General features: G+C 71.7%; 23 protein-coding genes. 13 read left to right on the forward strand and 10 right to left on the reverse strand.

The annotated features are described in order from the left end of the window. The first annotated feature begins 60 nt into the window (after nucleotides 1-60). The gene (locus DK412_RS19810; protein WP_109973342.1) at nucleotides 61-1,023 is read left to right on the forward strand and encodes a methyltransferase domain-containing protein; all 963 of its coding nucleotides are present in this window, start codon (nucleotides 61-63) and stop codon (nucleotides 1,021-1,023) included. Nucleotides 1,024-1,101: 78 nt separating this feature from the next. On the opposite strand, the gene DK412_RS19815 is transcribed toward DK412_RS19810, so the two are convergent. Further along, nucleotides 1,102-1,287, reverse strand: a complete 186-nt coding sequence (locus DK412_RS19815) for a DUF3606 domain-containing protein (RefSeq protein WP_109973343.1) — start codon at nucleotides 1,285-1,287, stop codon at nucleotides 1,102-1,104. A 261-nt stretch (nucleotides 1,288-1,548) separates the two neighbouring features. Between DK412_RS19815 and DK412_RS19820 the strand changes: the two genes are divergently transcribed. The 4 genes from DK412_RS19820 (at nucleotide 1,549) to DK412_RS19835 (ending at nucleotide 5,726) form a co-directional block, all read left to right on the forward strand. Continuing rightward, nucleotides 1,549-2,619: an asparaginase gene (locus DK412_RS19820; RefSeq protein WP_245447774.1), complete on the forward strand. Its 1,071-nt coding sequence runs from the start codon at nucleotides 1,549-1,551 to the stop codon at nucleotides 2,617-2,619. Between the two features lie 404 nt (nucleotides 2,620-3,023). Next, nucleotides 3,024-3,782, forward strand: coding sequence for an SDR family NAD(P)-dependent oxidoreductase (locus DK412_RS19825; protein WP_109973345.1), 759 nt, complete (start codon nucleotides 3,024-3,026; stop codon nucleotides 3,780-3,782). A gap of 14 nt (nucleotides 3,783-3,796) precedes the next feature. Next, on the forward strand, nucleotides 3,797-4,675 hold the full coding sequence (locus tag DK412_RS19830; protein WP_109973346.1) for a 3-keto-5-aminohexanoate cleavage protein: 879 nt from the start codon (nucleotides 3,797-3,799) through the stop codon (nucleotides 4,673-4,675). Between the two features lie 262 nt (nucleotides 4,676-4,937). Continuing rightward, on the forward strand, nucleotides 4,938-5,726 hold the full coding sequence (locus DK412_RS19835; RefSeq protein WP_109973347.1) for a lytic transglycosylase domain-containing protein: 789 nt from the start codon (nucleotides 4,938-4,940) through the stop codon (nucleotides 5,724-5,726). A gap of 270 nt (nucleotides 5,727-5,996) precedes the next feature. Here the strand turns inward: DK412_RS19835 and uvrB are convergent, their stop codons facing one another. From uvrB to DK412_RS19850, 3 genes are all read right to left on the reverse strand, one after another. Continuing rightward, on the reverse strand, nucleotides 5,997-8,762 hold the full coding sequence (gene uvrB / locus DK412_RS19840; protein WP_109975386.1) for an excinuclease ABC subunit UvrB: 2,766 nt from the start codon (nucleotides 8,760-8,762) through the stop codon (nucleotides 5,997-5,999). A 72-nt stretch (nucleotides 8,763-8,834) separates the two neighbouring features. Beyond that, entirely contained in the window at nucleotides 8,835-9,935 is a 1,101-nt protein-coding gene (locus tag DK412_RS19845) for a PAS domain-containing protein (RefSeq protein WP_245447112.1), read from the reverse strand. After that, nucleotides 9,932-10,957 carry a LysR family transcriptional regulator gene (locus DK412_RS19850; protein ID WP_109973348.1) on the reverse strand — a complete coding sequence of 342 codons (1,026 nt, stop codon included), beginning with the start codon at nucleotides 10,955-10,957 and terminating at the stop codon, nucleotides 9,932-9,934. Before DK412_RS19850 ends, DK412_RS19845 begins: the two co-directional genes overlap by 4 nt. Nucleotides 10,958-11,080: 123 nt before the next feature. Between DK412_RS19850 and DK412_RS19855 the strand changes: the two genes are divergently transcribed. Then, entirely contained in the window at nucleotides 11,081-11,575 is a 495-nt protein-coding gene (locus DK412_RS19855) for a VOC family protein (RefSeq protein ID WP_109973349.1), read from the forward strand. Nucleotides 11,576-11,612: 37 nt separating this feature from the next. On the opposite strand, the gene DK412_RS19860 is transcribed toward DK412_RS19855, so the two are convergent. Beyond that, the gene (locus DK412_RS19860; RefSeq protein ID WP_109973350.1) at nucleotides 11,613-11,873 is read right to left on the reverse strand and encodes a DUF3297 family protein; all 261 of its coding nucleotides are present in this window, start codon (nucleotides 11,871-11,873) and stop codon (nucleotides 11,613-11,615) included. A 271-nt stretch (nucleotides 11,874-12,144) separates the two neighbouring features. On the opposite strand from DK412_RS19860, the gene DK412_RS31440 reads away from it, so the two are divergent. Both DK412_RS31440 and DK412_RS19865 read left to right on the forward strand, forming a co-directional pair. Continuing rightward, nucleotides 12,145-12,267, forward strand: coding sequence for a hypothetical protein (locus DK412_RS31440; RefSeq protein WP_280953954.1), 123 nt, complete (start codon nucleotides 12,145-12,147; stop codon nucleotides 12,265-12,267). Beyond that, nucleotides 12,264-12,590 (forward strand): hypothetical protein, encoded by a 327-nt coding sequence (locus DK412_RS19865; RefSeq protein WP_109973351.1) that lies wholly within the window; start codon nucleotides 12,264-12,266, stop codon nucleotides 12,588-12,590. Before DK412_RS31440 ends, DK412_RS19865 begins: the two co-directional genes overlap by 4 nt. Nucleotides 12,591-12,839: 249 nt before the next feature. Here DK412_RS19865 and DK412_RS19870 read toward each other — a convergent pair whose 3' ends face one another. The 5 genes from DK412_RS19870 to DK412_RS19890 all read right to left on the reverse strand — a co-directional run bounded on the left by DK412_RS19870 (nucleotide 12,840) and on the right by DK412_RS19890 (nucleotide 18,260). After that, nucleotides 12,840-14,939, reverse strand: a complete 2,100-nt coding sequence (locus DK412_RS19870) for a HAMP domain-containing methyl-accepting chemotaxis protein (protein WP_109973352.1) — start codon at nucleotides 14,937-14,939, stop codon at nucleotides 12,840-12,842. Between the two features lie 221 nt (nucleotides 14,940-15,160). After that, entirely contained in the window at nucleotides 15,161-15,556 is a 396-nt protein-coding gene (locus DK412_RS19875) for a hypothetical protein (RefSeq protein ID WP_109973353.1), read from the reverse strand. Then, a complete protein-coding gene (locus DK412_RS19880) occupies nucleotides 15,556-17,124 on the reverse strand; it encodes a GMC family oxidoreductase (protein WP_109973354.1) in 1,569 nt (522 codons plus the stop codon). Before DK412_RS19880 ends, DK412_RS19875 begins: the two co-directional genes overlap by 1 nt. A 99-nt stretch (nucleotides 17,125-17,223) precedes the next feature. Beyond that, nucleotides 17,224-17,772, reverse strand: a complete 549-nt coding sequence (locus tag DK412_RS19885) for a twin-arginine translocation signal domain-containing protein (protein WP_109973355.1) — start codon at nucleotides 17,770-17,772, stop codon at nucleotides 17,224-17,226. 92 nt (nucleotides 17,773-17,864) lie between these two features. After that, nucleotides 17,865-18,260, reverse strand: a complete 396-nt coding sequence (locus DK412_RS19890; protein WP_109973356.1) for a VOC family protein — start codon at nucleotides 18,258-18,260, stop codon at nucleotides 17,865-17,867. Nucleotides 18,261-18,602: 342 nt separating this feature from the next. On the opposite strand from DK412_RS19890, the gene DK412_RS19895 reads away from it, so the two are divergent. The 5 genes from DK412_RS19895 to DK412_RS19915 all read left to right on the forward strand — a co-directional run bounded on the left by DK412_RS19895 (nucleotide 18,603) and on the right by DK412_RS19915 (nucleotide 21,578). Beyond that, a complete protein-coding gene (locus DK412_RS19895; protein WP_109973357.1) occupies nucleotides 18,603-18,869 on the forward strand; it encodes a hypothetical protein in 267 nt (88 codons plus the stop codon). Nucleotides 18,870-19,137: 268 nt separating this feature from the next. Then, nucleotides 19,138-19,446 carry a hypothetical protein gene (locus DK412_RS19900; RefSeq protein ID WP_109973358.1) on the forward strand — a complete coding sequence of 103 codons (309 nt, stop codon included), beginning with the start codon at nucleotides 19,138-19,140 and terminating at the stop codon, nucleotides 19,444-19,446. Nucleotides 19,447-19,465: 19 nt separating this feature from the next. Beyond that, nucleotides 19,466-19,885 (forward strand): DCC1-like thiol-disulfide oxidoreductase family protein, encoded by a 420-nt coding sequence (locus DK412_RS19905; protein ID WP_109973359.1) that lies wholly within the window; start codon nucleotides 19,466-19,468, stop codon nucleotides 19,883-19,885. 192 nt (nucleotides 19,886-20,077) lie between these two features. Further along, nucleotides 20,078-20,818 carry a YidB family protein gene (locus DK412_RS19910; RefSeq protein WP_109973360.1) on the forward strand — a complete coding sequence of 247 codons (741 nt, stop codon included), beginning with the start codon at nucleotides 20,078-20,080 and terminating at the stop codon, nucleotides 20,816-20,818. A 52-nt stretch (nucleotides 20,819-20,870) separates the two neighbouring features. After that, complete coding sequence (locus DK412_RS19915; protein ID WP_109975388.1) at nucleotides 20,871-21,578, forward strand: glutathione S-transferase; 708 nt, start codon at nucleotides 20,871-20,873, stop codon at nucleotides 21,576-21,578. Nucleotides 21,579-21,882: the final 304 nt, after the last annotated feature.

Here is a 21,882-nt window from a genome sequence, read left to right on the forward strand (position 1 = left end):
GGAGGCGGAGGGGGGTATATAGGCGGCCCGATCCGTCCGTCCCGTCCCCGGAACTCCCCGATGCCCGCCCCCGCCCGCTCCTCCGGCGACCTCCTCGCCGACCGCCGCTACGCCTGGGCCGAGGCCGTCCTGGCCGACGGCGACGCGGGCGCCGCCGCCGACCTCGCCGCCCAGGTGCTGGAGCGCGCCCCCGGCTACGCCCCGGCCTGGCTGCTGCTCGGCCGCGCCCGCGCCGCCGACCCGGCCCTGCGGGCAGACGCCCCGGAGGCGTTCCGGGCCGCGCTCGCCCTCGATCCGGAGGATTCCTTGGGCGCCCGCCTGCACCTGGTGGAGCTCGGCTTGGAGGAGTTCGACTGGGACGAACTCGACTTGGGCGAATTCGATTTGGCGGCCGAGGAGGCGATCTCGCCGGCCTATGTCCGGGCTTTGTTCGACGGCTATGCCGGCCGCTTCGAGCGCCACCTGGTGGAGGGCCTGGGGTATCGCGGCCCGGCGCTGATCCGTGAGGCGCTGGAGCGGCTGCGCGGGCCGGACGCCTCCTTTCCGCGCGTGCTCGACCTCGGCTGCGGCACCGGCCTGATGGCCCGGGCCCTCGACGGGATCGCCGGCACGCTCGCCGGCATCGACCTCTCGCCCGGCATGCTGGCCGAGGCGCGCCGCACCGGCCTCTACGCCCGCCTGCACGAGGGGGACCTCCGGGATTTTTTGCGAGCCGAGCCGCCGTCGAGCGCCGACCTCGCGGTGGCGGCGGACGTGTTCATCTACCTGCGCGAGATCGGCCCGGTGCTGCGGGAGACCACCCGGGTGCTGGCCCCCGGCGGCCTGTTCGCCTTCACGGTACAGGGCCATGCCGGCGCGCGCGGCACGGTGCTCGGGGCGGATGGCCGCTACGCCCACGGGGTCGAGAGCCTGCAGGAGGATGCGGCGGCGGCGGGCTTGAGGGTCGCGCTGCTGGAGCCGGCGGAGATCAGGCGGCAGAACGGAGCAGGCGTGCCGGGATGGCTCGCGGTGCTGGCGCGATGACGACAAGCGGGCTCGGAACAGCAGAACGCCGCGGGCCGATCGCGGCCCGCGGCGCCAGACTTGTCGGAGTCCGAAAGATTACGCGGCCTGATGGCCCAGATGCGCCGCCACGGTCGAGACCCGCGAGCCGACCAGCTTCACGGCGCTGCGCAGTTGCTCGCCGCTCACGCCGAAATGCCCGGCCCAATAGGCGCGGTCGTCGGGGCAGTGGATGTCGATGTGCTGCGAGAAGCGCGGCTTGAGAGCGTCCTGGGAGGCGGACATGGTCGTTTCCTGAACTGTCGAGTGTACCAGTCACCGCTGGCACGGGACGCTTGGCGTCATGTATCTTGAGAACGCCCGATTCTGCGAAAAGTTGCCGGGTCGGCCTGCGCGTCCCTGCGGCAATCCAGCATCGGGACGCTGGCGGGGGAGGCGCGGGGCTGGTACCCGCTCAAGGCCTCGATTCCTCATCGGAAGGACCCGACCATGCGCCGCCCCGGCCCTGCCCTCGTGCTTGACCTCTTGCCCGCCCTCGCGGCCCTGATGCTCGCGAGCGTGCCCCTCGCCGGCGCGGCGACCGCTCGCGAGATGCCGACGACCGCGACGACGGCACCGGCCGCCGCGCGCAAGGCCAACGTGGTGATCCTCGCCACCGGCGGCACCATCGCGGGTGCAGGGGCGGACGCCAGCAACAGCGCGACCTACCAGGCCGCCAAGGTGCCGGTGGACAAGCTGATCGCCGCGGTGCCGTCCCTGAGCGAGCTCGCCAACGTGCGCGGCGAGCAGGTGTTCCAGATCGCCTCCGAGAGCTTCACCAACGCCCAGCTGGTGCAGCTCGGCAAGCGCATCTCGGCCCTCCTGAAGCAGGACGACGTCGACGGGGTGGTGGTCACCCACGGCACCGACACCCTGGAGGAGACCGCGCTCTTCCTGGACCTCGTCGTGAAGAGCGACAAGCCGATCGTGGTCGTCGGCTCGATGCGGCCCTCGACCGCCATCTCGGCCGACGGCGCCCTCAACCTCGCCGACGCGGTCGCCACCGCGGCGAGCCCCGCCTCCCGGGGCAAGGGCGTGCTGGTGACGATGAACGACGAGATCCAGGCCGGGCGCGACGTGACGAAGCGCGTCAACATCAAGCCGAGCGCGTTCTTCAGCCAGTGGGGTCCGCTCGGGATGGTGGTCGAGGGCAAGACCTACTGGTTCCGCGCGCCGGTGAAGCGGCACGGCGCGTCGTCGGAGTTCGACATCGACACGATCGACACCCTGCCGGAGGTCGCGATCGTCTACGGCTCGGGCAACATGAACCCGTCGGCCTACACCGCCGCCGTGCAGGCGGGCGCCAAGGCGATCGTGCATGCCGGCACCGGCAACGGCTCGGTGGCGGGCTACCTCGTCGATACGCTGAAGGACCTGCGCGCCAAGGGCACGCTAATCATTCGCTCCTCGCGCGTCGGCGACGGCTTCGTGCTGCGCAACGCCGAGCAGCCCGACGACCAGTACGACTGGGTCGTGGCCCACGACCTCAACCCGCAGAAGGCCAAGATCCTGGCGGCGGTCGCCCTGACGAAGACCAGCGACACCAAGGAGCTGCAGCGGATCTTCTGGGACTATTGATACTTCGCTGAAGCGAGATCACGGATAAATTTGCCCAGACGTTCCCATCGACCAGGGTCATCCCGGGGCTCGCCGAAGGCGAGAGCCCGGGATCCGGAACCGCCGAACGTGCAGGACGAAGCGGAACACGACCCGCTTCGTCCTGGGCCACCTGCGTTCATGGATTCCGGGCTCCGCTGCGCGGCCCCGGAATGACGCGGAGGGCTTCAAGGCCGTTGAGCGCACTGCGCCAGCGGAGAGAGACGTCCGGCACCGACCCCTCCCCGACCCCCGATCATGGCACGGCCGCCACCGCCGTCGAGGCACGCGGGCAGCGCACCCCCGATGCGCGATCGAAGCTGGACAAGCCCCGCCCTGCCCTGCCACTCTCCCGCGAAACAACGTTTCGCAGGGTGGAAACTCCAATGATCAGTGCGGATCTGCGCGGGCGCCGCGTGCTCGTCACCGGCGGCGCCTCGGGCATCGGGCTCGCGGCCGTCACGCTCTTCGCCCGCTGCGGCGCCGAGGTGGCACTCAACCACCTCGCCGAGGATGCCCGCGGGCCCGACGCCGCCGCGCGGCTCTCCGCCGAGGGGCTGAAGGTCCGGGCGCTCCCCGGCACCGTCTCGGTGCCGGGCGAGGCGGAGGCGATGGTGGCGCGCGGGATCGACGCGCTCGGCGGCCTCGACGTGCTCATCAACAATGCCGGCACCCCGGCCACGACCACGCCGATCGCCTTCACCGACCTCGACGCGATGACCGAGGAGTTCTGGCAGACGATCCTCGCGACCAACCTGATCGGCCCCTTCCGCTGCGCCCACGCGGCGGCGCCGGCCCTGCGCCAGGCCAAGGGCGCCATCGTCAACACCGCCTCGGTGGCCGGGCTCGGGCAGCGCGGCTCCAGCCTCGCCTACTCGGCGAGCAAGGCGGGGCTGGTGAACCTCACCCGCAGCCTCGCCCGGGCGCTCGCCCCTGAGGTCCGGGTCAATGCCGTGGCGCCGGGCCTGGTCGAGACGCCGTGGACGGAACAATGGTCCGCCGAGCGCAAGGCCGAATCGGTGGCGCGCACCCTGCTCGCCCGGATGGCGAGACCTGAGGACATCGCGCAGGCGATGCTGTTCCTCGCCGCCGGCGCTGCTTACGTCACCGGCGAGACCCTGGTGGTCGACGGCGGCATGCTCTGAAGCGGGAGGCACCCATGTCGCGCAAGACCGTCATCACCTGCGCCCTGACCGGCTCGTTCGATACGCCCTCGAAGAACCCGGCGGTGCCGGTGAGCCCGCAGGCCATCGCGCAATCGGCCCTGGAGGCGGCGGCGGCCGGCGCCGCGATCGTCCACATCCACGTGCGCGATCCCGCCACCGCGAAGCCCAGCATGGAGCTGTCGCTCTACCGCGAGGTGGTGGAGCGGATCCGCGAGAAGAACTCGGACGTCATCCTCAACCTCACGACGGGTGCGGGCGGGCGCTACGTCGTCGGCGATCCCGACCCGGCGGTGGCGGGCCCCGGCACCACGCTGGCCTCGCCGGAGGCGCGCACCCGGCACGTCACGGCGCTCAAGCCCGAGATCTGCACCCTCGACGTCGCGACGATGAATTTCGGCGAGCACGCCTTCATGAACACGCCCGCGCACCTGCGGGCGATGGCGGCGCTGATCCGCCAGGCCGGGGCGAAACCGGAGATCGAGGTATTCGACCTCGGCCAGATCGAACTCGCCCGTCACCTCCTGGCGGAGGGGCACCTCGAGTCGCCGCCGATGTTCCAGATCTGCCTCGGCATCCCGTGGGGCGCGCCGGCGACGCCCGAGACCCTCTTGCAGATGCGCGACCGCCTGCCCCGGGACGCGGTGTGGTCGGCCTTCGGCATCTCGCGGGCCGAGTTCCCGATGGTGGCGCTCGCCGCCACCGCCGGCGGCCACGTCCGGGTCGGGCTCGAGGACAACCTCTACCTGTCGCACGGGCAACTCGCCCCGAGCAACGCGGCTCTGGTCGAGAAGGCCGTGAGCCTGCTCGCCCATCTCGACTGCGCCCCCGCCAGCCCGGCCGAGGCGCGGACGATCTTCGGGCTCTCGGCCTGACCTGCCAGCGTGGCCGAAAGGTCACGCGTGCGGACCGTTTTCCTGCCGCGGCTGCCCCCGCCCTACATGTCACCCGACGAGTCCGGCCACGCTCGCGGGCGAAAGGCCGGATTCGGCGCGAGTTGCAGTTCCGCCGTAAAGATTCCGCAGACGACGGCACTGTAGCGTCGCCCCACGGGCAGGCATCGATTGCCGGAAAATGGGAGCCGCGGCGGCCCGACGTCCCGAGGCCTGCGGCGCGGCTCCGAGGGAGTGTTGTTCGATGATCGGAAGCGGTTACGGGAGGGCCCTGATCGCCGCGGGTCTCGCGGTGCTGGCCGGCGGCGCGCAGGCCGCGCAATGCGGCAACTCGGCCGGCGGGTTCGAGGCCTGGAAGCGGGAATTCGCCGACGAGGCCCGCGGGCGCGCCAGCCCCGCCGCCATCTCGGCCCTGATGGGGACGTCGTACTCGTCGGCCACCATCGCGGCCGATCGGGGCCAGAAGAGCTTCAAGCTCTCCCTCGAGCAGTTCATGGCCAAGCGCGGCGCGGCGTCGATCATCTCGCGCGGCCGGGCGATGAAGCGCTCGCAGGCCGGGCTGTTCGACTCGATCGAGCAGCGCTACGGCGTGCCGCCGGGCCCGTTGCTGGCGATCTGGGGCATGGAGACGGCGTTCGGCGCCGTGAAGGGCAACGTCAACACGCTCTCGGCGGTGGCGACCCTGGCCTATGATTGCCGCCGCTCGGCCTACTTCACCGACCAGCTCTACGCCGCCCTGACCCTGGTCGATCGCGGCGTGCTGAGCCCCAACACCCGCGGCGCCGCCCACGGCGAGATCGGCCACACCCAGTTCCTGCCGAAGAACGTCCTGAACTACGGCACCGGCGGCAGCCTCGACAACGCCTCGGTCGCGCTGAACTCGACCGCGAACTTCCTCAAGGCCCATGGCTGGCGCGCCGGCGCCGGCTACCAGCCCGGCGAGCCGAACTTCGCGGCGATCCAGGGCTGGAACGCCGCCTCGGTCTACCAGCGCGCCATCGCGATCATCGGCGCGAAGATCGACGGGGAGTGATCGAGACGTGAAGCGGCCTCCGGGAGCTCCAGCTTCCGGAGGCCGCTTCTTCGTGCCTCGAAGTTGCTCAGAGCCCGTTTGACCGGTTGCGTTGGTTGGTCCGGCACCCACGCCGACATCTCTCGACGTCATCAACTCAGTTCGCGCCAGGGGCGAACTGAGTTGATGACACCGGGAGAGGTCCGACCGGTTTGGCGGATGACTGACGCACTCGCTCAAGCAATCTCCGAGATGGCGGGTAGGGCGGACAGGCAATCCGAATCCAGGCTCTCACCCCCGCCCCTTGCGCCCCTTGTACTTCGGCCGCTGGCCCGGGAAGCCCTGCGTCGAGCGGCCGGTCGGGCGCTCGGCGTAGGTGAAGGGTACCTCGCGGTCGGTGCCCGGGCCCATGTCGTCGAGGTCGGGCTCGCGGATGCGGGTGCCCTCGTCGGAGACGCCCTTGCCGCCGGGGCCGTAGCCCAAGGTCTCAGGCCCCCGACGCTTGCGCTTGGCGCCGAAGCGGCCGGCCTCGCGCTCGACCTCGGCCTGGCCGGCCATCGGGTCGTCGGCGATGGCGAGCTCGGTCGCCTGGAGCCGCTTGAGCTCGTCGCGCAGGCGCGCCGCCTCCTCGAAGTCGAGATCGGCGGCGGCTTTCCGCATCCGCTTCTCGAGGTCGGCCATCACCGCCTTGAGGTTGTGGCCGACCGTCACCGCGGACTTGGCCAGCCCGGTATCGACCTGGACGTGGTCGCGCTCGAAGACGCTCTCCAGGATGTCGGCGATGTTGCGCTTCACGCTCTGGGGCGTGATGCCGTGCTCCTCGTTGTAGGCGAGCTGCTTCTTGCGCCGGCGCTCGGTCTCGGCCATCGCGCGGTCCATCGAGCCGGTGACGTGGTCGGCGTAGAGGATGCAGCGGGCCTCGGCGTTGCGGGCGGCCCGGCCGATGGTCTGGATCAGCGAGGTCTCGGAGCGGAGAAAGCCCTCCTTGTCGGCGTCGAGGATCGCCACCAGCGCGCATTCCGGGATGTCGAGGCCCTCGCGCAGCAGGTTGATGCCGATCAGGACGTCGAAGGCGCCGAGCCGCAGGTCGCGGATGATCTCGATGCGCTCCAGGGTGTCGATGTCGGAGTGCATGTAGCGCACCCGCACGCCGTTCTCGTGCAGGTACTCGGTCAGGTCCTCGGCCATGCGCTTGGTGAGCGTCGTCACCAGCGTGCGATAGCCGGCGGCCGCCACCTCCTTCACCTCGCCCAGCAGGTCGTCGACCTGCGAGCGGGCCGGGCGCACCTCGATCACCGGGTCGACGAGGCCGGTCGGGCGGATGACCTGCTCGGCGAAGACGCCGCCGGTCTGTTCCAGCTCCCACTTCGCCGGCGTCGCCGAGACGTGGATCGATTGCGGGCGCATCGCGTCCCATTCCTCGAACCGCAACGGGCGGTTGTCGAGGCAGGAGGGCAGCCGGAAGCCGTACTCGGCCAAAGTCGCCTTGCGGCGGAAGTCGCCCCGGTACATGCCGCCGATCTGCGAGACCGTGACGTGGCTCTCGTCGGTGAAGACGAGGGCGTTGTCGGGCAGGTACTCGAACAGGGTCGGCGGCGGCTCGCCGGGTTTGCGGCCGGTGAGGTAGCGCGAGTAGTTCTCGATGCCGTTGCAGGCGCCCGTGGCCTCGATCATCTCGAGATCGAAGGTGCAGCGCTGCTCCAGGCGCTGGGCCTCGATCAGCCGGCCCATCCGGGTCAGCTCCTCGACCCGCCACTTCAGCTCGTCCTTGATGCCCTTGACCGCCTGCTGGAGCGTCGGGCGCGGCGTCACGTAGTGGCTGTTGGCGTAGACCTTGACGAACTTGAGCGTGTTGATGGTCTTGCCGGTGAGCGGGTCGAACTCCGAGATCGACTCGATCTCGTCGCCGAACAGCCCGATGCGCCAGCCGCGGTCCTCCAGGTGGGCCGGCCACAGCTCGATCACGTCGCCGCGCACCCGGAAGGTGCCGCGGGCGAAGTCGGACTGGATGCGCTTGTATTGCAGCGCCACCAGGTCGGCGACGAGCTGGCGCTGCTCGATCTTCTCGCCGAGGCTGACCGTGAACGACATCGCCGTGTAGGTCTCGACCGAGCCGATGCCGTAGATGCACGAGACCGAGGCGACGATGATGACGTCGTCGCGCTCCAGGAGCGCCCGGGTGGCGGAGTGGCGCATCCGGTCGATCTGCTCATTGATCGACGATTCCTTCTCGATGAAGGTGTCGGAGCGCGGGACGTAGGCCTCGGGCTGGTAATAATCGTAGTACGAGACGAAGTACTCGACCGCGTTGTCGGGGAAGAAGCTCTTGAACTCGCCGTAGAGCTGCGCCGCAAGGGTCTTGTTGGGGGCAAGGATCAGGGCCGGGCGCTGGGTCTCCTCGATGACCTTGGCCATCGTGAAGGTTTTGCCCGAACCCGTGACGCCCAGCAGCACCTGGTCGCGCTCGTGTCCCGTCACGCCGGCGACCAGCTCGGCGATGGCGCGGGGTTGGTCGCCCGCCGGGGTGAAGTCGGATTTGAGCCGGAACGGAACCCCGCCCTCGGATTTCTGCGGCCGCTCGGGGCGGTGCGGGCGCCACAGCTCGCCGTTCTTGAACAGCGGGTTGCCCTCGGTGAGGAGCTTGGTCAGCGCGTCGACCGTCGCCGAGACGCCCTCGGTCGCGAGCGATCCGCGCTCCTCCACCGCCTCGCCGTCCGGCTCGCGCAGCCCCAGCGCCTGGGCGAGCGCCGGCTCGACATCGGCCGCGTTGCCGTGCGCGAAGGTGGCCTGCGGCGCCTCGCCGAAGCCGCCCGGGGCCTCGGGCCGCTTGGCCTTGCGGGCGGGCTTTGCCGCGTCCTTGGCCGCATCCTTGGCCACCTCGGCCGCGTCCTTGCGCGGGCGCCCGCGCTTCGGCGGCTCGGGCGGCGGTTCCACGACGGGCAGGCGGTCGCGGTTCAGCGCCGGGTTCAGGAGCTCGGCGAGGAACGGGTCGAGCGGCTTCAGCTCGGGCTTCGAGGCCTTGCCGGTCGACAAGCGGGGCTTCTTCGGGGCGGGCATGGAACCCATATGGCAAGCCCTGCGGGGGCCGGAAAGGGCTCTCGTCAGCGCATCTTGACCACCTCGTGCGGCTCACCGCACCTTGGCGACCGCGATCGCGTCGCCCTCGACGAGCAGGAAGCCGATGCCGGCCCGGCGCAGGGCCTCGATGGCGGCGTGGCGGCTGCGGGCCGCCGGCCCCTCGCTGCCCTCCTCCAGGCGCCGGATGGTCGAGAGCGAGAGGCCGCTGGCCGCGGCGAGGTCGGCCATCGACCAGTCGAGCAGGCCGCGGGCGGCGCGCAGATGCGCGCCCTGGACGGCCTGCTCCAGGCCCTGCCGCACTGCGCCCTTGGGCGCCGGCCGGATCCCGTCGATGCGGGAATTCAGGCTGGCCCAGGTCTCGATCCGTCCGTCGGCACCGCGCACCGGGACGAACACGCCCCGGAACCGGCCGGTCTCGCCGCCGGCGAGCGCCAGGTGGTTCTCGACCACGAAGGGCTGCCCGGCCGCGACCCGCGCCACGACGTGGTCGCGGGTGCGGGCACGCTCCTCCGGCACCAGGATCCGGGTCCAGTCCTCGTGGAAATCCTGCTGGGTCAGGCCGGTGAGGGTCAGGAGTTCGCGCGAGGCGATGCGCAGGGAATTCGAGTAGGGCGAGGCGTGCATCCAGGTCTGCGCCTGTTCGAACAGGGCCCGCTTGCGGCGCTGCTCCTCGCGGTGCAGGCCGGCCATGCGCTCGGCGTCGGTGACGTCCAGCACCACCCCGGCCACGGCGCGGGGCCGGCCGTCGGGGGTGAAGTAGGCGGTGCCGCGATTCGCCAGCATCCGCAGCGACCCGTCTGGCCGGATCACCCGGACGGTGTGGTCGTTGAAGACCCCCTCCCGCATCACCACGCCGTTGGTCTCGATGACCGGGCGGTCCTCCGGATGGACGAGGCTGAGGAACAGGCCGAAATCCGCCCGCACGCTGCCGGGCTCGAAGCCGAGCAGCCGGTAGAGGCCCGGGGACCAGACCTGCTCGTTGCGGGCGAAATCCCAGGTCCAGCTGCCGGTCAGGCCGTGGCCCTCGATCAGCCGCAGGAAATCCCGGTCCGGGAAGTCCAGGCCGGACGGATCGGCCCCAGGGCGCGACGCGAGGTCGAGCACCGAGCCGGTCTCCGCCGGCAGGCCGTAGGTCAGGGGGCGCCGGCTCACGACAGCCTCGCTTGAACCGGATCCGCCTGGACCGAGTCGGCTTGGGCCGGGCCGGCTTGGGCCGGGCGCGGCCCGGTCGGCTCCGGGACGAGGGCGGGCGCGGGCAGCGGGTCGTCGGCCCCGAGCGGCGCGGGCAGGTCGCGGTCCCAGGGTGGATCGGCGAAGCGGCGCGCCACGAACTCGACCAGGGCCCGGACCTTGGCGGGAGGGCGGCGGCGCGAGGGCATCACCGCGTGGATCGGCAGGGACGGGATGGCCCCGAGACCGAGCGCCACCAGGCTGCCGCGGCGCAAGGCCTCGGCCACCAGAAAGGTCGGCTGGTAGATCACCCCGAGCCCGGCGGCGGCGGCGGCCACCAGGGCGGCGCCGTTCGAGGCGCGCAGCGACCCCGAGACCGCCACCGTGCCGCTCTCGAAGCGCCAGCCGTCGCTGCTCGCCAGGGTGTAGCCGAGGCAGTTGTGGCCGCCGAGGTCCTCCGGGCGCCGCGGACGGCCATGGGCCGCCAGGTAGGACGGCGCGGCGCAGACCTGCATCCGGCACGGCGCGAGCGACCGGGCGACCAGGCTCGAGTCGCGCAGGTGGCCGATCCGCAGCGCCAGATCCCAGCCCTCCTCGATCAGGTCGACCGGCCGGTCGTTGAGGCCGAGCTCGACCGTCAGCGACGGATGGGCCTGCCCGAACGCGGCCAGCGCGGGGGCGACGTGCAGCACCCCGAACGAGACCGGCACGTTGAGCCGCAGGGTGCCGCGGGGCTCCGCCGTCTCGGCGCCGGCCGCCGCCTCCGCCTCGTCGATCTCGGCGAGGATGCGCTCGCAGGCCTCCAGGTAGTGCCGGCCGGCCTCGGTCAGGGTCAGGCGGCGGGTGGTGCGGTGCAGGAGCCGGGCGCCGAGCCGGTCCTCGAGGGCGGCGACGTGCTTGGTGACGCCGCTCTGCGACAGGCCGAGCACCCGCGCGGCCGCCGAGAGGCTGCCGGTCGCGGCGACGCGCACGAAGATCTGCATTCCGGTCAGCCGGTCGGGCACGGCTCGATCTCACTCTGAGAGTGTGAAGTGATGCTACGAGATGCCGGATTTCCGGACATTCTCAAACGCTGCAGTCTGCGCAGGCGACCTGACACCAGCCTGTCGTCACTGGAGACCGAGCCGATGAGCGCACCGATCGACCCGCGGACCCGCATCGGGCACGTCCACCTGCGGGTGGCCGACCTCGACCGGGCGCTCGGCTTCTATTGCGGGGTGCTGGGCTTCGCGCTGATGCAGCGCTACGGCACCCAGGCCGCCTTCGTGTCGGCCGGCGGCTACCACCACCATATCGGGCTCAACACCTGGGACAGCGCCGGCGGGGCACCGCCGCCGCCCGGGAGCACCGGGCTCTACCACACGGCGATCCTGTACCCGACCCGGGCGGCGCTCGCCGACGCCCTGGCGCGGCTCGACGCCGCCGGCATCCCGCTCACCGGCGCGAGCGACCATGGCGTCAGCGAGGCGCTGTATCTCGACGACCCGGACCGCAACGGGGTGGAGCTGTACCGCGACCGGCCGGAGGCCGAGTGGCCGCGGGACGGGGCCGGCGGGTTGCAGATGGTGACCCGCCGCCTCGACCTCGCCGCCCTGCGGGCGGAGGCACCCCCGCGGGGCTGAGCGTCCCCGCGGGGGGTGGATTCCGCATGGGGCGCGGCTACTCGCTCGCCGCGTCCGGGGTGGGGCCGCGGAAATAGGGCTCGACCGGGCCTTTCAGCTTCACGGTCATCGGGTTGCCGAAGCGGTCCTTGGCGTTGCCGGCGGCGAGCCGCACCCAGCCCTCGCTCACGCAATATTCCTCGACGTTGGTCTTCTCGACGCCCTTGAAGCGCACCCCGACGCCGCGCTCCAGCAGGGCGGCGTCGTGGAAGGGGCTGCGCGGATCGGTGCTGAGGCGGTCGGGCGGGGTATCGGTCATCGGTGTCGGAGCCTTCGGGCGAGGGGTCGGGCGGGGAACCCGGGCGAGGAACCCGGACCTGCGTCGGCGCCCCAGTAGCCCCTCCCGGCGCCTCTGCCAATCCGCCATCGGGGCGGCGCGCAGTTTGGAATTTTCATAATTCACCTGACACTATAGATTGGTCACCGCAAAGTAGAAATCCTCCAATATCGCGCAGAGATCTTGCGCACACAGACGAGGTGCTGCATTCAGGGCGCGCCGAACCCCGGCACGACCCGAAATGGAGGCCGCGATGGCGCGAGCGCTGATCCTGATTCACGGCTGTGCGGGCCTGATCCGCGAAGGATGGCCGCCGGTCGGCCTGCCCTGGGAGCGCCTGGTCGGCCTCTTCAGCGAGTCGGGGGGCGGGCGATGACCCCGCACCCGCGCGAGCGCCTGCGGGAAGACGCCGAAGCGCGCGGGCAGGCCGCCCTGGAGCAGGCCCTGACGCTCGCCTTCTGGGACGCCCTGGAGCGCGGCCCGCTGCCGCCGATGGCGGCGCTCGAGGCCGCCGCCCGCACGGTCGGCACGCTCTACCGGCAGATCGCCTCCCTGCACGGCCCGGCGCCGCGCTGCGGCTGCGGCTGGATCCCCGAGCCCGACGAGGACCTGATCCGCCTGGAGGCGATGCTGGCGGCGTCTCTGATCGAGCGGCCCCGGCCGTCGCTCGCCGACCTGCCGGTGCAGGGGCGGGCGTGAGCGGGACCAGAGCGTGCAGGCCAGCCTTCTCGCCGACGTTAGTTAGACTTGCCCGACGAGCTCCATGTCATCCAGGGGCTCGCTGCAAGCGACAACCCGGGATTCATAACCGCTGACCTTTAAAGGGCGAGGCGGATCGGGTTTAGCCTTGTCCCGAACTGGCGGCGTTTATGGATCCCGGGTTCCGCTTCGCGGCCCCGGGATGACGATGGAGGGCACGGATCTGATCAGCGAACTCGGACCGGGAGCTCACGCCGCCCGCACGGTCTCGAGGAAGCGCCGGACCTCGCCCGTCAGGTGCTCGGACTGGCCCGACAGGTCGGAGGCCGCCGCCAGCACCCGGCTCGCCGCCGCGCCCGTCTCTTCCGCCGCCACCGCGACGCCCGCGATGGTGCTCGTCACCTCGCCGGTGCCGGTCGCGGCCTGGGAGACGTTGCACACGATCTCCTGCGTCGCGGCGCCCTGCTGCTGCACCGCCGCGGCGATCGCGGCCGCGACGTCGCTGATCTCGCGGATGCGCCCGCCGACGCCGCCGATCGCCGAGACCGCATGGCCCGTCGCCCCCTGCACCTGGCCGATCTGCCTGCCGATCTCCTCGGTCGCCTTGGCGGTCTGCTCGGCCAGGGCCTTCACCTCGGCGGCGACGACCGCGAAGCCGCGCCCCGCGGCACCGGCGCGCGCCGCCTCGATGGTGGCGTTGAGCGCCAGCAGGTTCGTCTGGCTGGCGATCCCGGAGATCATCGCCACGACCTCGCCGATCTGGCTCACCGCGGCGTTCAGGGCGTGCACGCGGGCGACGGTCTGGTCCGTCTCGCTCACCGCGGCCCGGGCGAGTTCGGCCGAACCGGCGACCTGGCGTCCGATCTCCTGCACGGAGGCGCCGAGCTCCTCCGCCGCGGCCGCGACGGTGCCGACATTCGAGGCCGCCTCCTCGGCGGCGGCGGCCACCGCGACGGACTGGCCGGCGGTCTCCGTCGCGGTCGCCGTCATCCGCTGCGCCGTGCGCTGCAGCTCGGTCGCCGAGGTCGAGACCCGGCCGACGATGCCGCCGACCGCGCGCTCGAAGGCGTCGGCCATCTCGCGCATGGTGTGCCGGCGCTGCGCCTCCGCCGAGGCCCGGGCGAGCGCGGTCTCCTCCTCCAGACGCTTCATACGGATCAGGTTGTCCTTGAACACCTGCACCGCGCCCGCCATCGCGCCGATCTCGTCGCGCCGGCCCCGGCCGGCCACGGCGACGTCGAGGTCGTCGCGGCTCAGGCGCTCCATCGTCCGTCGCATCGCGTCGAGCGGCTTGACGACGCGCCACTGGGTGAGGGCGAGGCCGCCCAGGGACACGACCAGGGCGCCGACGATGGTGGCGACGGCGGCCATCATGGCGCGCTGCGCGTCCGCGAGCGCCGCCTCGGTCACGGCCACCACCTCCTTCATCGCCGTCGTGGCGACGGTCAGGACGGTGCGCTGCCGGGTGCTGTTGTCGGCCTGGAAGTCGGCGAGCGACAGCGTCAGGGTGCCGGAGGCGAGCCCCTCGCGGATGGACCGGCGCAGGGCCGCGTTCTCGGGGGCGAACATCGCCGCCTGCGCCGTACCGGCAGCCCGCTTCACCGCCTCGGGCACGCCGCGGCGGCGCATCTCGGCCTGCACGTAGGCCCAGTGCGTCTCGGCGCTGCCCAGGGTCGCGGTGACGGTTTCGACCTCCTCCGGCGTGAGCGGCCGGCGCCGCCCGACGGCCTGCGCGAGGATCGCGTAGGCCCCGCCCACCGTGGCGCGGGCGCACCAGGCCGCGTTTTTGACGTTGACCAGGGCCCGGCTCTCCGAATTGGCCTGCTTGATGCGCTCGCTGAGGGCCCCGGACAGGGCGTCGAGCGCCGCGAGCGTGCGGTCGGCCTGGACCGCCCAGCGGCCGGGCAGGCCGGCGTCGCGCCCCTCGACCTCCCGGGCGAAGGCGTCGTCGAAAGCCGGGCGCATCGCCGCGAGCGCCCGGTACTCGCTCTGGATCGCCGCGACGGCGACGACGAGGTCGGCGTCGCTCAGAAGCGCCGCGCGCCGGTCGATCTCGGCCAGGGCGGCATCGGCCTCGGCCCGCGTTCCGGCCAGCTTCTGCGACGCGGCCCTGGCCTGTGCGACGCCCGCCCCGAACGCGCTGAGGCTGTTGCCGCGCTCGAAGCGGATCGCCTGCAGGGCAGCGAGGACGGCCTCGTCGACCAGGGCCTCGTGCCGGGCGACCTGCGCAGTGAGGGTGACGCTCCAGGCGTCGCGCAGCTTGACGGAGGCCTCCGCCACCAGCGCGAGGCCAAGGATGCCGACGACGGCGAAGAGGCAGGTTCTCAGCGAGAGCGAACGAGACGGCATGCAGAAGGCTTCTGATGAACGGCCCGCACTGTGAGGTTGATCGGATTAATATTCGGTTGATCGCGGCATTTACGCCATGACCTAAGGAAATGATATACTCAGAACTGGCAGACAGCATGCGAGAATGAGAAAGTCCGGATCCCGGCTCAGACTTTCCGCCGACAAAGGCGTCGTCGCATGCCCGTCGGCGGGCCGGTCCCCCGGCCCGCCGACGGTGCGTCTCACCGCGGCGCGGTGCCGTCCGGCCGGTTCGACGGCATTCCGCCCGGCGCGTCCGGATAGGCGGTGCTCGGCACCGGGCCGGCCTGACCGACCGAGCTGCTCGGCGTGGGCGTCCGGCTCGCATCCGCGGCGCCGGACGGCCCGGGAGCCGCCGGGCACGGGCCGGGGCCCGGGCAGGCGGCGCGGTCGGTCGCGACCGGGCGGCCGTCCCGCTCCGCCGCCGGCTGGCCGCCGGGACTGTTCGGGTAGGCAGCGGCCCCGCCGGGCTGGCGCGAGGGCGCGGCGGGCGTGGCCGATCCCGGTGTCGAGGTCCCTTGTGCGGAGGTCCCTTGTGCCGAGGCGGGACCCGCGGCGAGCGCTGCGAGCAGGACGAGGGACGGGAGGGGGGAGCGCATCAGATCTCCCGCCGCTGCATCGCGCCGGCGATGTGGTCGGCCTGGCGGAGCGCCAGCGCCACGATGGTCAGGGTCGGGTTGCAGGCAGCCCCCGAGGTGAACTGGCTGCCGTCGGAGACGAACAGGTTCTTCACGTCGTGGGTCTGGCCGAACTTGTTCAGCACGCCGTCCCGCGGCTTCGCGCTCATCCGGTTGGTGCCCATGTTGTGGGTGCTCGGATAGGGCGTGACCGGGTAGGTGACGGTGGCGCCGACCGCCTCGTAGATCGCCGCGCCCTGCTTGTAGGCGTGGTTGCGCATGGCGACGTCGTTGGGGTGGTCGTCGAAGTGGACGCTCGCCACCGGCATCCCGTGCTTGTCCTTGACGACCGGGTCGAGGGTGATGCGGTTCGTCTCCTGCGGCAGGTCCTCGCCGACGAGCCACATCCCGGCCATGCGCGGATACTGCTCCATCGCGCTGGTGAAGGACCGGCCCCAGGCACCCGGGTTGAGGAAGGCCGCCATGAACGGCACGCCGAGGGAGACGGTCTCCATCTCGTAGCCGCCGGCGAAGCCCCGCCGCGGGTCGTGCCGGGCCTCGTCGCGGACGATGCCCGCCATGGTGGTGCCGCGGTACATGTGCACCGACTTCTCGAACACGCCGTAGACGCTGCCGGTCATGTGCCGCAGGTAGTTGCGCCCGACCTGGCCCGAGGAATTGGCGAGCCCGTCCGGAAAAAGGTTCGAGGCGCTGTTGAGCAGGAGGCGCGGGCTCTCGATCGAGTTGCCGGCCACCGCGACGATGCGGGCCTTCTGGCGCTGGAGAGTGCCCTTCTCGTCGGCGTAGACCACGCCCGTCACCTTGCCGGACGCGTCGTGCTCGATGCGCAACGCCATGCAGTTCGGGCGGACCTCCAGATTGCCCGTGTCCTCGCCACGGGGGATCTCGGCGATCAGGGTCGACCACTTGGCGCCCGACTTGCAGCCCTGGAAGCAGAAGCCGATCTGCTGGCACGCGCCGCGGTCGTGCCGCTCCTGGCTGTTGATCGCCATCCGGCCGGTATGGACCTCCTTGTAGCCGACGAGGCGGGCGCCGGCCTCCAGCACCTTGAAGTTGTTGTTGCCCGGCAGGCCCGGGATGCCGTTGGTGCGCGTCACGCCCATCCGGTCCTCGGCCTTCTCGTACCAGGGGTCGAGCTCGGCCCGGGTGAGCGGCCAGTCGAGGAGGTTGGCGCCGGGAATCGCGCCGTAATGGTCGCGGATCCGGAACTCGTGCTCCTCGAAGCGCAAGGACGCGCCGGCCCAGTGCACGGTCGAGCCGCCGACCGCCTTGACGATCCAGGCCGGCAGGTTGGGGAAGTCCCGCGCCACCCGCCACGAGCCCGAGGTGGTGCGCATGTCGGTCCAGGCGAGCTGGGCGAAGCTCGCCCATTCGTCGTTGACGAAATCCTCCATGTTGTGGCGGGCGCCCGCCTCGAGGATGACGCAGCGGACGCCCTTGAGCGCCAGTTCGGTGCCGAGCGTGCCGCCGCCGGCGCCCGAGCCAACGATGACGACGAGGCTGTCGTCGTTCAGGTCGAAAGTGGCCATGGTTTCCTCCGGTCCGCGCGGCCGGTCGCGACCGGGCCGGCGCGGCTGTTCATCGATTGTTCTTTTATTGACGGTAGGCGTGTCTGGGCGGCCGGCCGGTCAGACCTTCGGCAGCCAGTCGATGTCGTTGAAGCCGCGGTGGATGTAGCCGCCCTTGTCGGCCGACGGGCCCTCGTAGCCGAATTTCGGCCACAGCTCCGGCTGGTTGTAGAGCGAGACGACGAGGTCGGAGCGGATCTTCTTGAAGAAGTCGGTGTGGCTGATGCCTTCCAGCACCGCGACCCGGTCGGCCTCCCAGCCGATCTGGGCGTAAGCGACCTTGTGGCGGGCCTGCGCATCCTCGTCGAGGCGGCGCACCCCCTCCTTCAGCAGCGTCTTCACCGCCGGATCCGCGGCGGCCTTGCCGTCCCAGGGCTTGATCGCCGTGATGTAGTAGACGTCACCGAGGAAGTCGTGCGGGTAGATGTCCCGCGCCATCTTCACCAGGGTCTTCAGCTCGGCCGGCGCCAGCGCCGCGCCGTTCTCGGCCCAGGCCTCCGAGACTTGGAGCCCGGCGCCGGTGGCGAGCGCCGCGGCGGGTGCGGCGACGGCGGCGCTCTGCAGGAAGCCGCGGCGGCTGAACCGCGTGCGCGGATCGACTTCTCTCATCGGGTGTCTCCTCTCGTTTCTTCTGTGACGGTTCGTCGGTAGCCGGCCGGGGCGCGTCTGTCCGCGCGCTTGCCCGGCCGGCGGAGGCGCGCTCAGCCGAAGCGGCCGCCCTTCTGGATCACCTCGATCTTGTAGCCGTCGGGATCGGTGGCGAAGAAGAAGCGGGCGAGCGTCTTGCCCTGGTGCTGGAAGTCCTTGACCGGGGTCGCGGGCAGGCCGGCCTCGGTGAAGCGGGCATGCTCGGCATCGACGTCGTCCACCACCACCGCGAGATGGCCGTAGCCGTTGCCGAGGTCGTAGGGCTCGGTGCGGTCGAAATTGACCGTCAGCTCCAGCTCGAACGGCGACGAGGGGTGACGCAGGTAGACGAGCGCGAAGCCGTCGAAGCCGACGCGCTCGGCGAGCTCCAGGCCGAAGGCGCGGGCGTAGTAGGCGCGGGAGCGCTCCTCGTCGAGGACGCGGATCATCGAGTGGACGGGCTTGGCCATCGGCAGCAGGAACCTCGTTGCGCGGGAGCGTGCGCGTGAGCGACCGCTCGGGTGTCGCCGCTTAGACTAGCTCCAGGGAAGCGGGCCGCGGTGGTAGCGGGATGTGACGCGGGCGGGCCCGTGCGAGGCGGGCGGGCACGGGGCGGCGCGGGCCCGCGCCCTCCCGCACGGGAAGGCGCCGGGGAGCCGCCGCCCACCCACGGCGGCCGGTGAGTTCTTGTTCCGCTCCGCCGCGTGCGCGAGGACACATCGCGGCAGGGGCGGGCCGCCTATATTCCAACCATTGCAGCAGAGACAGGCCGATCCCTCGGCCGGCACTGCGACAAGGAGACTGAATACCACATGAAGACCCGTATCGCCGCCGTCGTCACCGCGATTGTCCTTGGCGCCGCTCCGATCTCGTCCGCCATGGCATTCAGCCCCAACGCTCCCGCGAACCCGTTCTGGAGCCAGGACGTCGAGACCACCGGCTCGATCGGAGGGCGCGCCAATGACAGCGTGCCGTTCTACGGCTCCTGCCCGATGAGTTCGGCCGCCGAGGGCAATGCCAGGCAGCAGAACTTCCCGGTCAAGCAGTACGGCCAGACCTCCGGCGGCTACCGCTGCTAACCCCAGGGAGACGGAAATGAGCGAGATGAAGCTTCTGCGCGCCGTGTCCTACGGCATGATCGGCGTCCTGGCCGGCGGCCTCGCCATGACGGTGGTCGGCACCGCCAACGCCCTGATCAACATGTAACCGCGAAGGACCGCCCCGCCGGGGCGGTCCTTTTTCGCATGAGGGGACCTTCGGGATCCACCGGGATTTCCCGGGACCCAACCGGAACCGCAGAGCTTCGGGCCGCTTTGCCCCTGCGAGACACCCCGCAGGAGACTCGCCATGAGACCCGCCACGCCCCCGCTCGCCCGTCTCGCCGCCGCCCTGCTCCTCCTGACGGCCAGCGCCGCCCCGGCCCTCGCGATCTCCGACCGGCGCGACCAGCCGACCCAGGCCGACATCCCCGATGGGGCGCGCAAGGACGCCTCCGGGATCGCGCCGCCCCAGGCGATCAAGCCCGACACCAAGGTGATGCCCGGCGATACGGGCTTGAGCGGCAACGCGCGCGCCCGCACCAACCCCCTCGACCAGCTCGACGCCAAGGACCGCCGCGCCACCGGCGGCGGCAACGGGGCCGGCGACGGGCGGTGAGGCGCGGAGCGAGGCGCGCGTGACGACGCCTCCCTCCGGCCCGATCATCCTGTTCGACGCCGAATGCGTGCTGTGCTCGGCCCAGGCCCGCTTCGTCCTGGAGCGGGACCGCGCGGCGACGTTCCGCCTCGCGGCGATGCAGGGCGAGGTCGGCCGGTCGCTCTGCCGCCGGCACGGCATGGATCCGGACGATCCGGCGAGCCTGCTCGTCGTGGAAGGCGGCTTGGAGGGCGACCGCGTGCGCCGGGACAGCGACGCCGTCCTCCACATCTACGAGACGCTCGGGTTTCCCTGGCGGCTCGCCCGTGTCCTCCGCCTCGTCCCGGCCCGGCTGCGCGACCCCGTCTACCGCCTCGTCGCGCGCAACCGCTACCGCCTGTTCGGCAAGCGGGACAGCTGCTGGGCGGCGCCCGCGCGGTACCGGGACCGCATCCTCTAAGCAGATTTCGCAAAAGTGGTGACCGGTTTTGCGACGGAAATCTGCGACAAAACAACGACCTAAGCGGACCTGCGTTGGCTTGCCAGCGCAGGTCCGCTTAGGCGCATCGCCGTCCGGCGGGGCGCGTCGCAGGCAACCGCTTCCCGCCAGCCCAGTTAACCCTCGCGCGACACGCGAGAGGGGGAGGCACCCATGGGTCTGCTCGATCAGGTCATCGGTTCGGTGCTCGGCAACGTCCTCGGCGGAGGCCGGCACGAGGAGAGTCGCGGGGGCGGCTCGGGGGCGATGTCGCCCCTGGTCAAGGCGCTGCTGATGCTGCTCGCCGCCAAGGCGATGCAGGGCGGCTTCGGCGATATCTTCGGCGGCGGCCGCCGGCCGGCGCCGCAATCCGGGCCCGACGACGGCTACGCCCCGGACCCGCACGGCTACGGCATGCCCGACCCGCAGGGATACGGCGGCACGCCGGATCCGCGGGACGACGCGCCCCGCTCCCGGCGCGGCGAGGACCCGGACAACCCCTATTCCGACCTCTCCGGGATGCTCGACGGCCCCGGCGGTGCAGCGCCCTCCCCGGCTCCCGGCGGCGGCATGCAGAACCCGTTCGACCAGGGCGCCGGCCCGTATTCCCGCCTCGACCGGGAGCAGCCGGAGGATGCGGCGGGTGGGGGCCTCGACCAGCTCATCGACCGGTTCCGCCGCGGCGGCCTCGGCGAGATGATCGAATCGTGGATCGGCCCGGGCCACAACCGGCCGATCCAGCCGCAGCAGCTCGCCCAGGCCCTCGGCCCCGACACGGTCGAGACCCTGAGCCGCCAGACCGGGATGGACCGGAACGACCTGCTGGCGCAGCTCGCCCAGGTGCTGCCGGGCGTGATCGACGGGTTGACGCCGCAGGGCCGGCGCCCCAACCACGACGAGATGCGCGGCTGGTGAGACCGCACCGGCGCCCGCCGGCGACGGGCGCCGCGAGCCAGGGGTGATGCCGATGGCCTACGAGCTGCATTACTGGCCGCTGATCCAGGGCCGGGGCGAGTTCGTCCGCCTCGCCCTGGAGGAGGCCGGCGCCGAGTACGTCGACGTCGCCCGCGAGGACGGCATCGACGGCATGGTGGCGGGGCTCGACGCCCCGCCCCGCCCGCCCTTCGCGCCGCCCTACCTGCGCGACGGCGACCTGGTGATCGGCCAGACCGCCGCGATCCTGCTCCATCTCGGGCCGCGCCTCGGCCTCGTCGGCGAGAGCGAGGCCGACCGGATCTGGACCCACCAGATCCAGCTCACCATCGCGGATGCGGTGGCCGAGGCCCATGACAGCCACCACCCGATCGCCTCGGCCCTGTACTACGAGGACCAGCGGAAAGAGGCCGCCCGCCGGGCCGAGGATTTTCGCGAGAACCGGATCCCGAAATTCCTGGGCTGGCTCGAGCGGGTGCTGGCCACGAACCCGGCCGGCCCGCGCCACCTCGTCGGCGACCGCCTCAGCTACGCCGACCTCTCGCTGTTCCAGCTCGTCGAGGGCCTCGCCTACGCCTTCCCGCGGGCGACCGAGCGGGCGATCGGCGCGACGCCGAAGGTCGTCGCCCTCCACCGCCTCGTCGCCTCCCGGCCGCGGATCGCCGCCTACCTGGCGAGCGACCGGCGCGTTCCGTTCAACCAGCAGGGGATCTTCCGGCGCTACCCCGAGCTCGACGGCTGAGAGCCTGTTTGACTCCCGACGATTCCGAAATCCTCCTGGTCATTCCAGGGCCTCGAAAGCGCAGCCCGGAACGATCAGGAGAGTGTCGGAACGACTGAGCAGGTTAAGCGGGCGCTGCGGTCCCCACCCGGTCGCGCGACGGCCGGGTATGGACCTATGTCTCTGATTTTTCAGCATCTTCCTTGACGACCCAGGTACCGCCGCGTCGGACGATGCGCCAGGGCGCCGAACAGCCGCTGGCCTGGGAACCCTCCCTTACGGCACCCGGTACTGTCGCCCAGGCGCCACAGGATCGCAGCGCCTC

The organism is Methylobacterium sp. 17Sr1-1 (assembly GCF_003173775.1).
GTDB lineage: Bacteria > Pseudomonadota > Alphaproteobacteria > Rhizobiales > Beijerinckiaceae > Methylobacterium.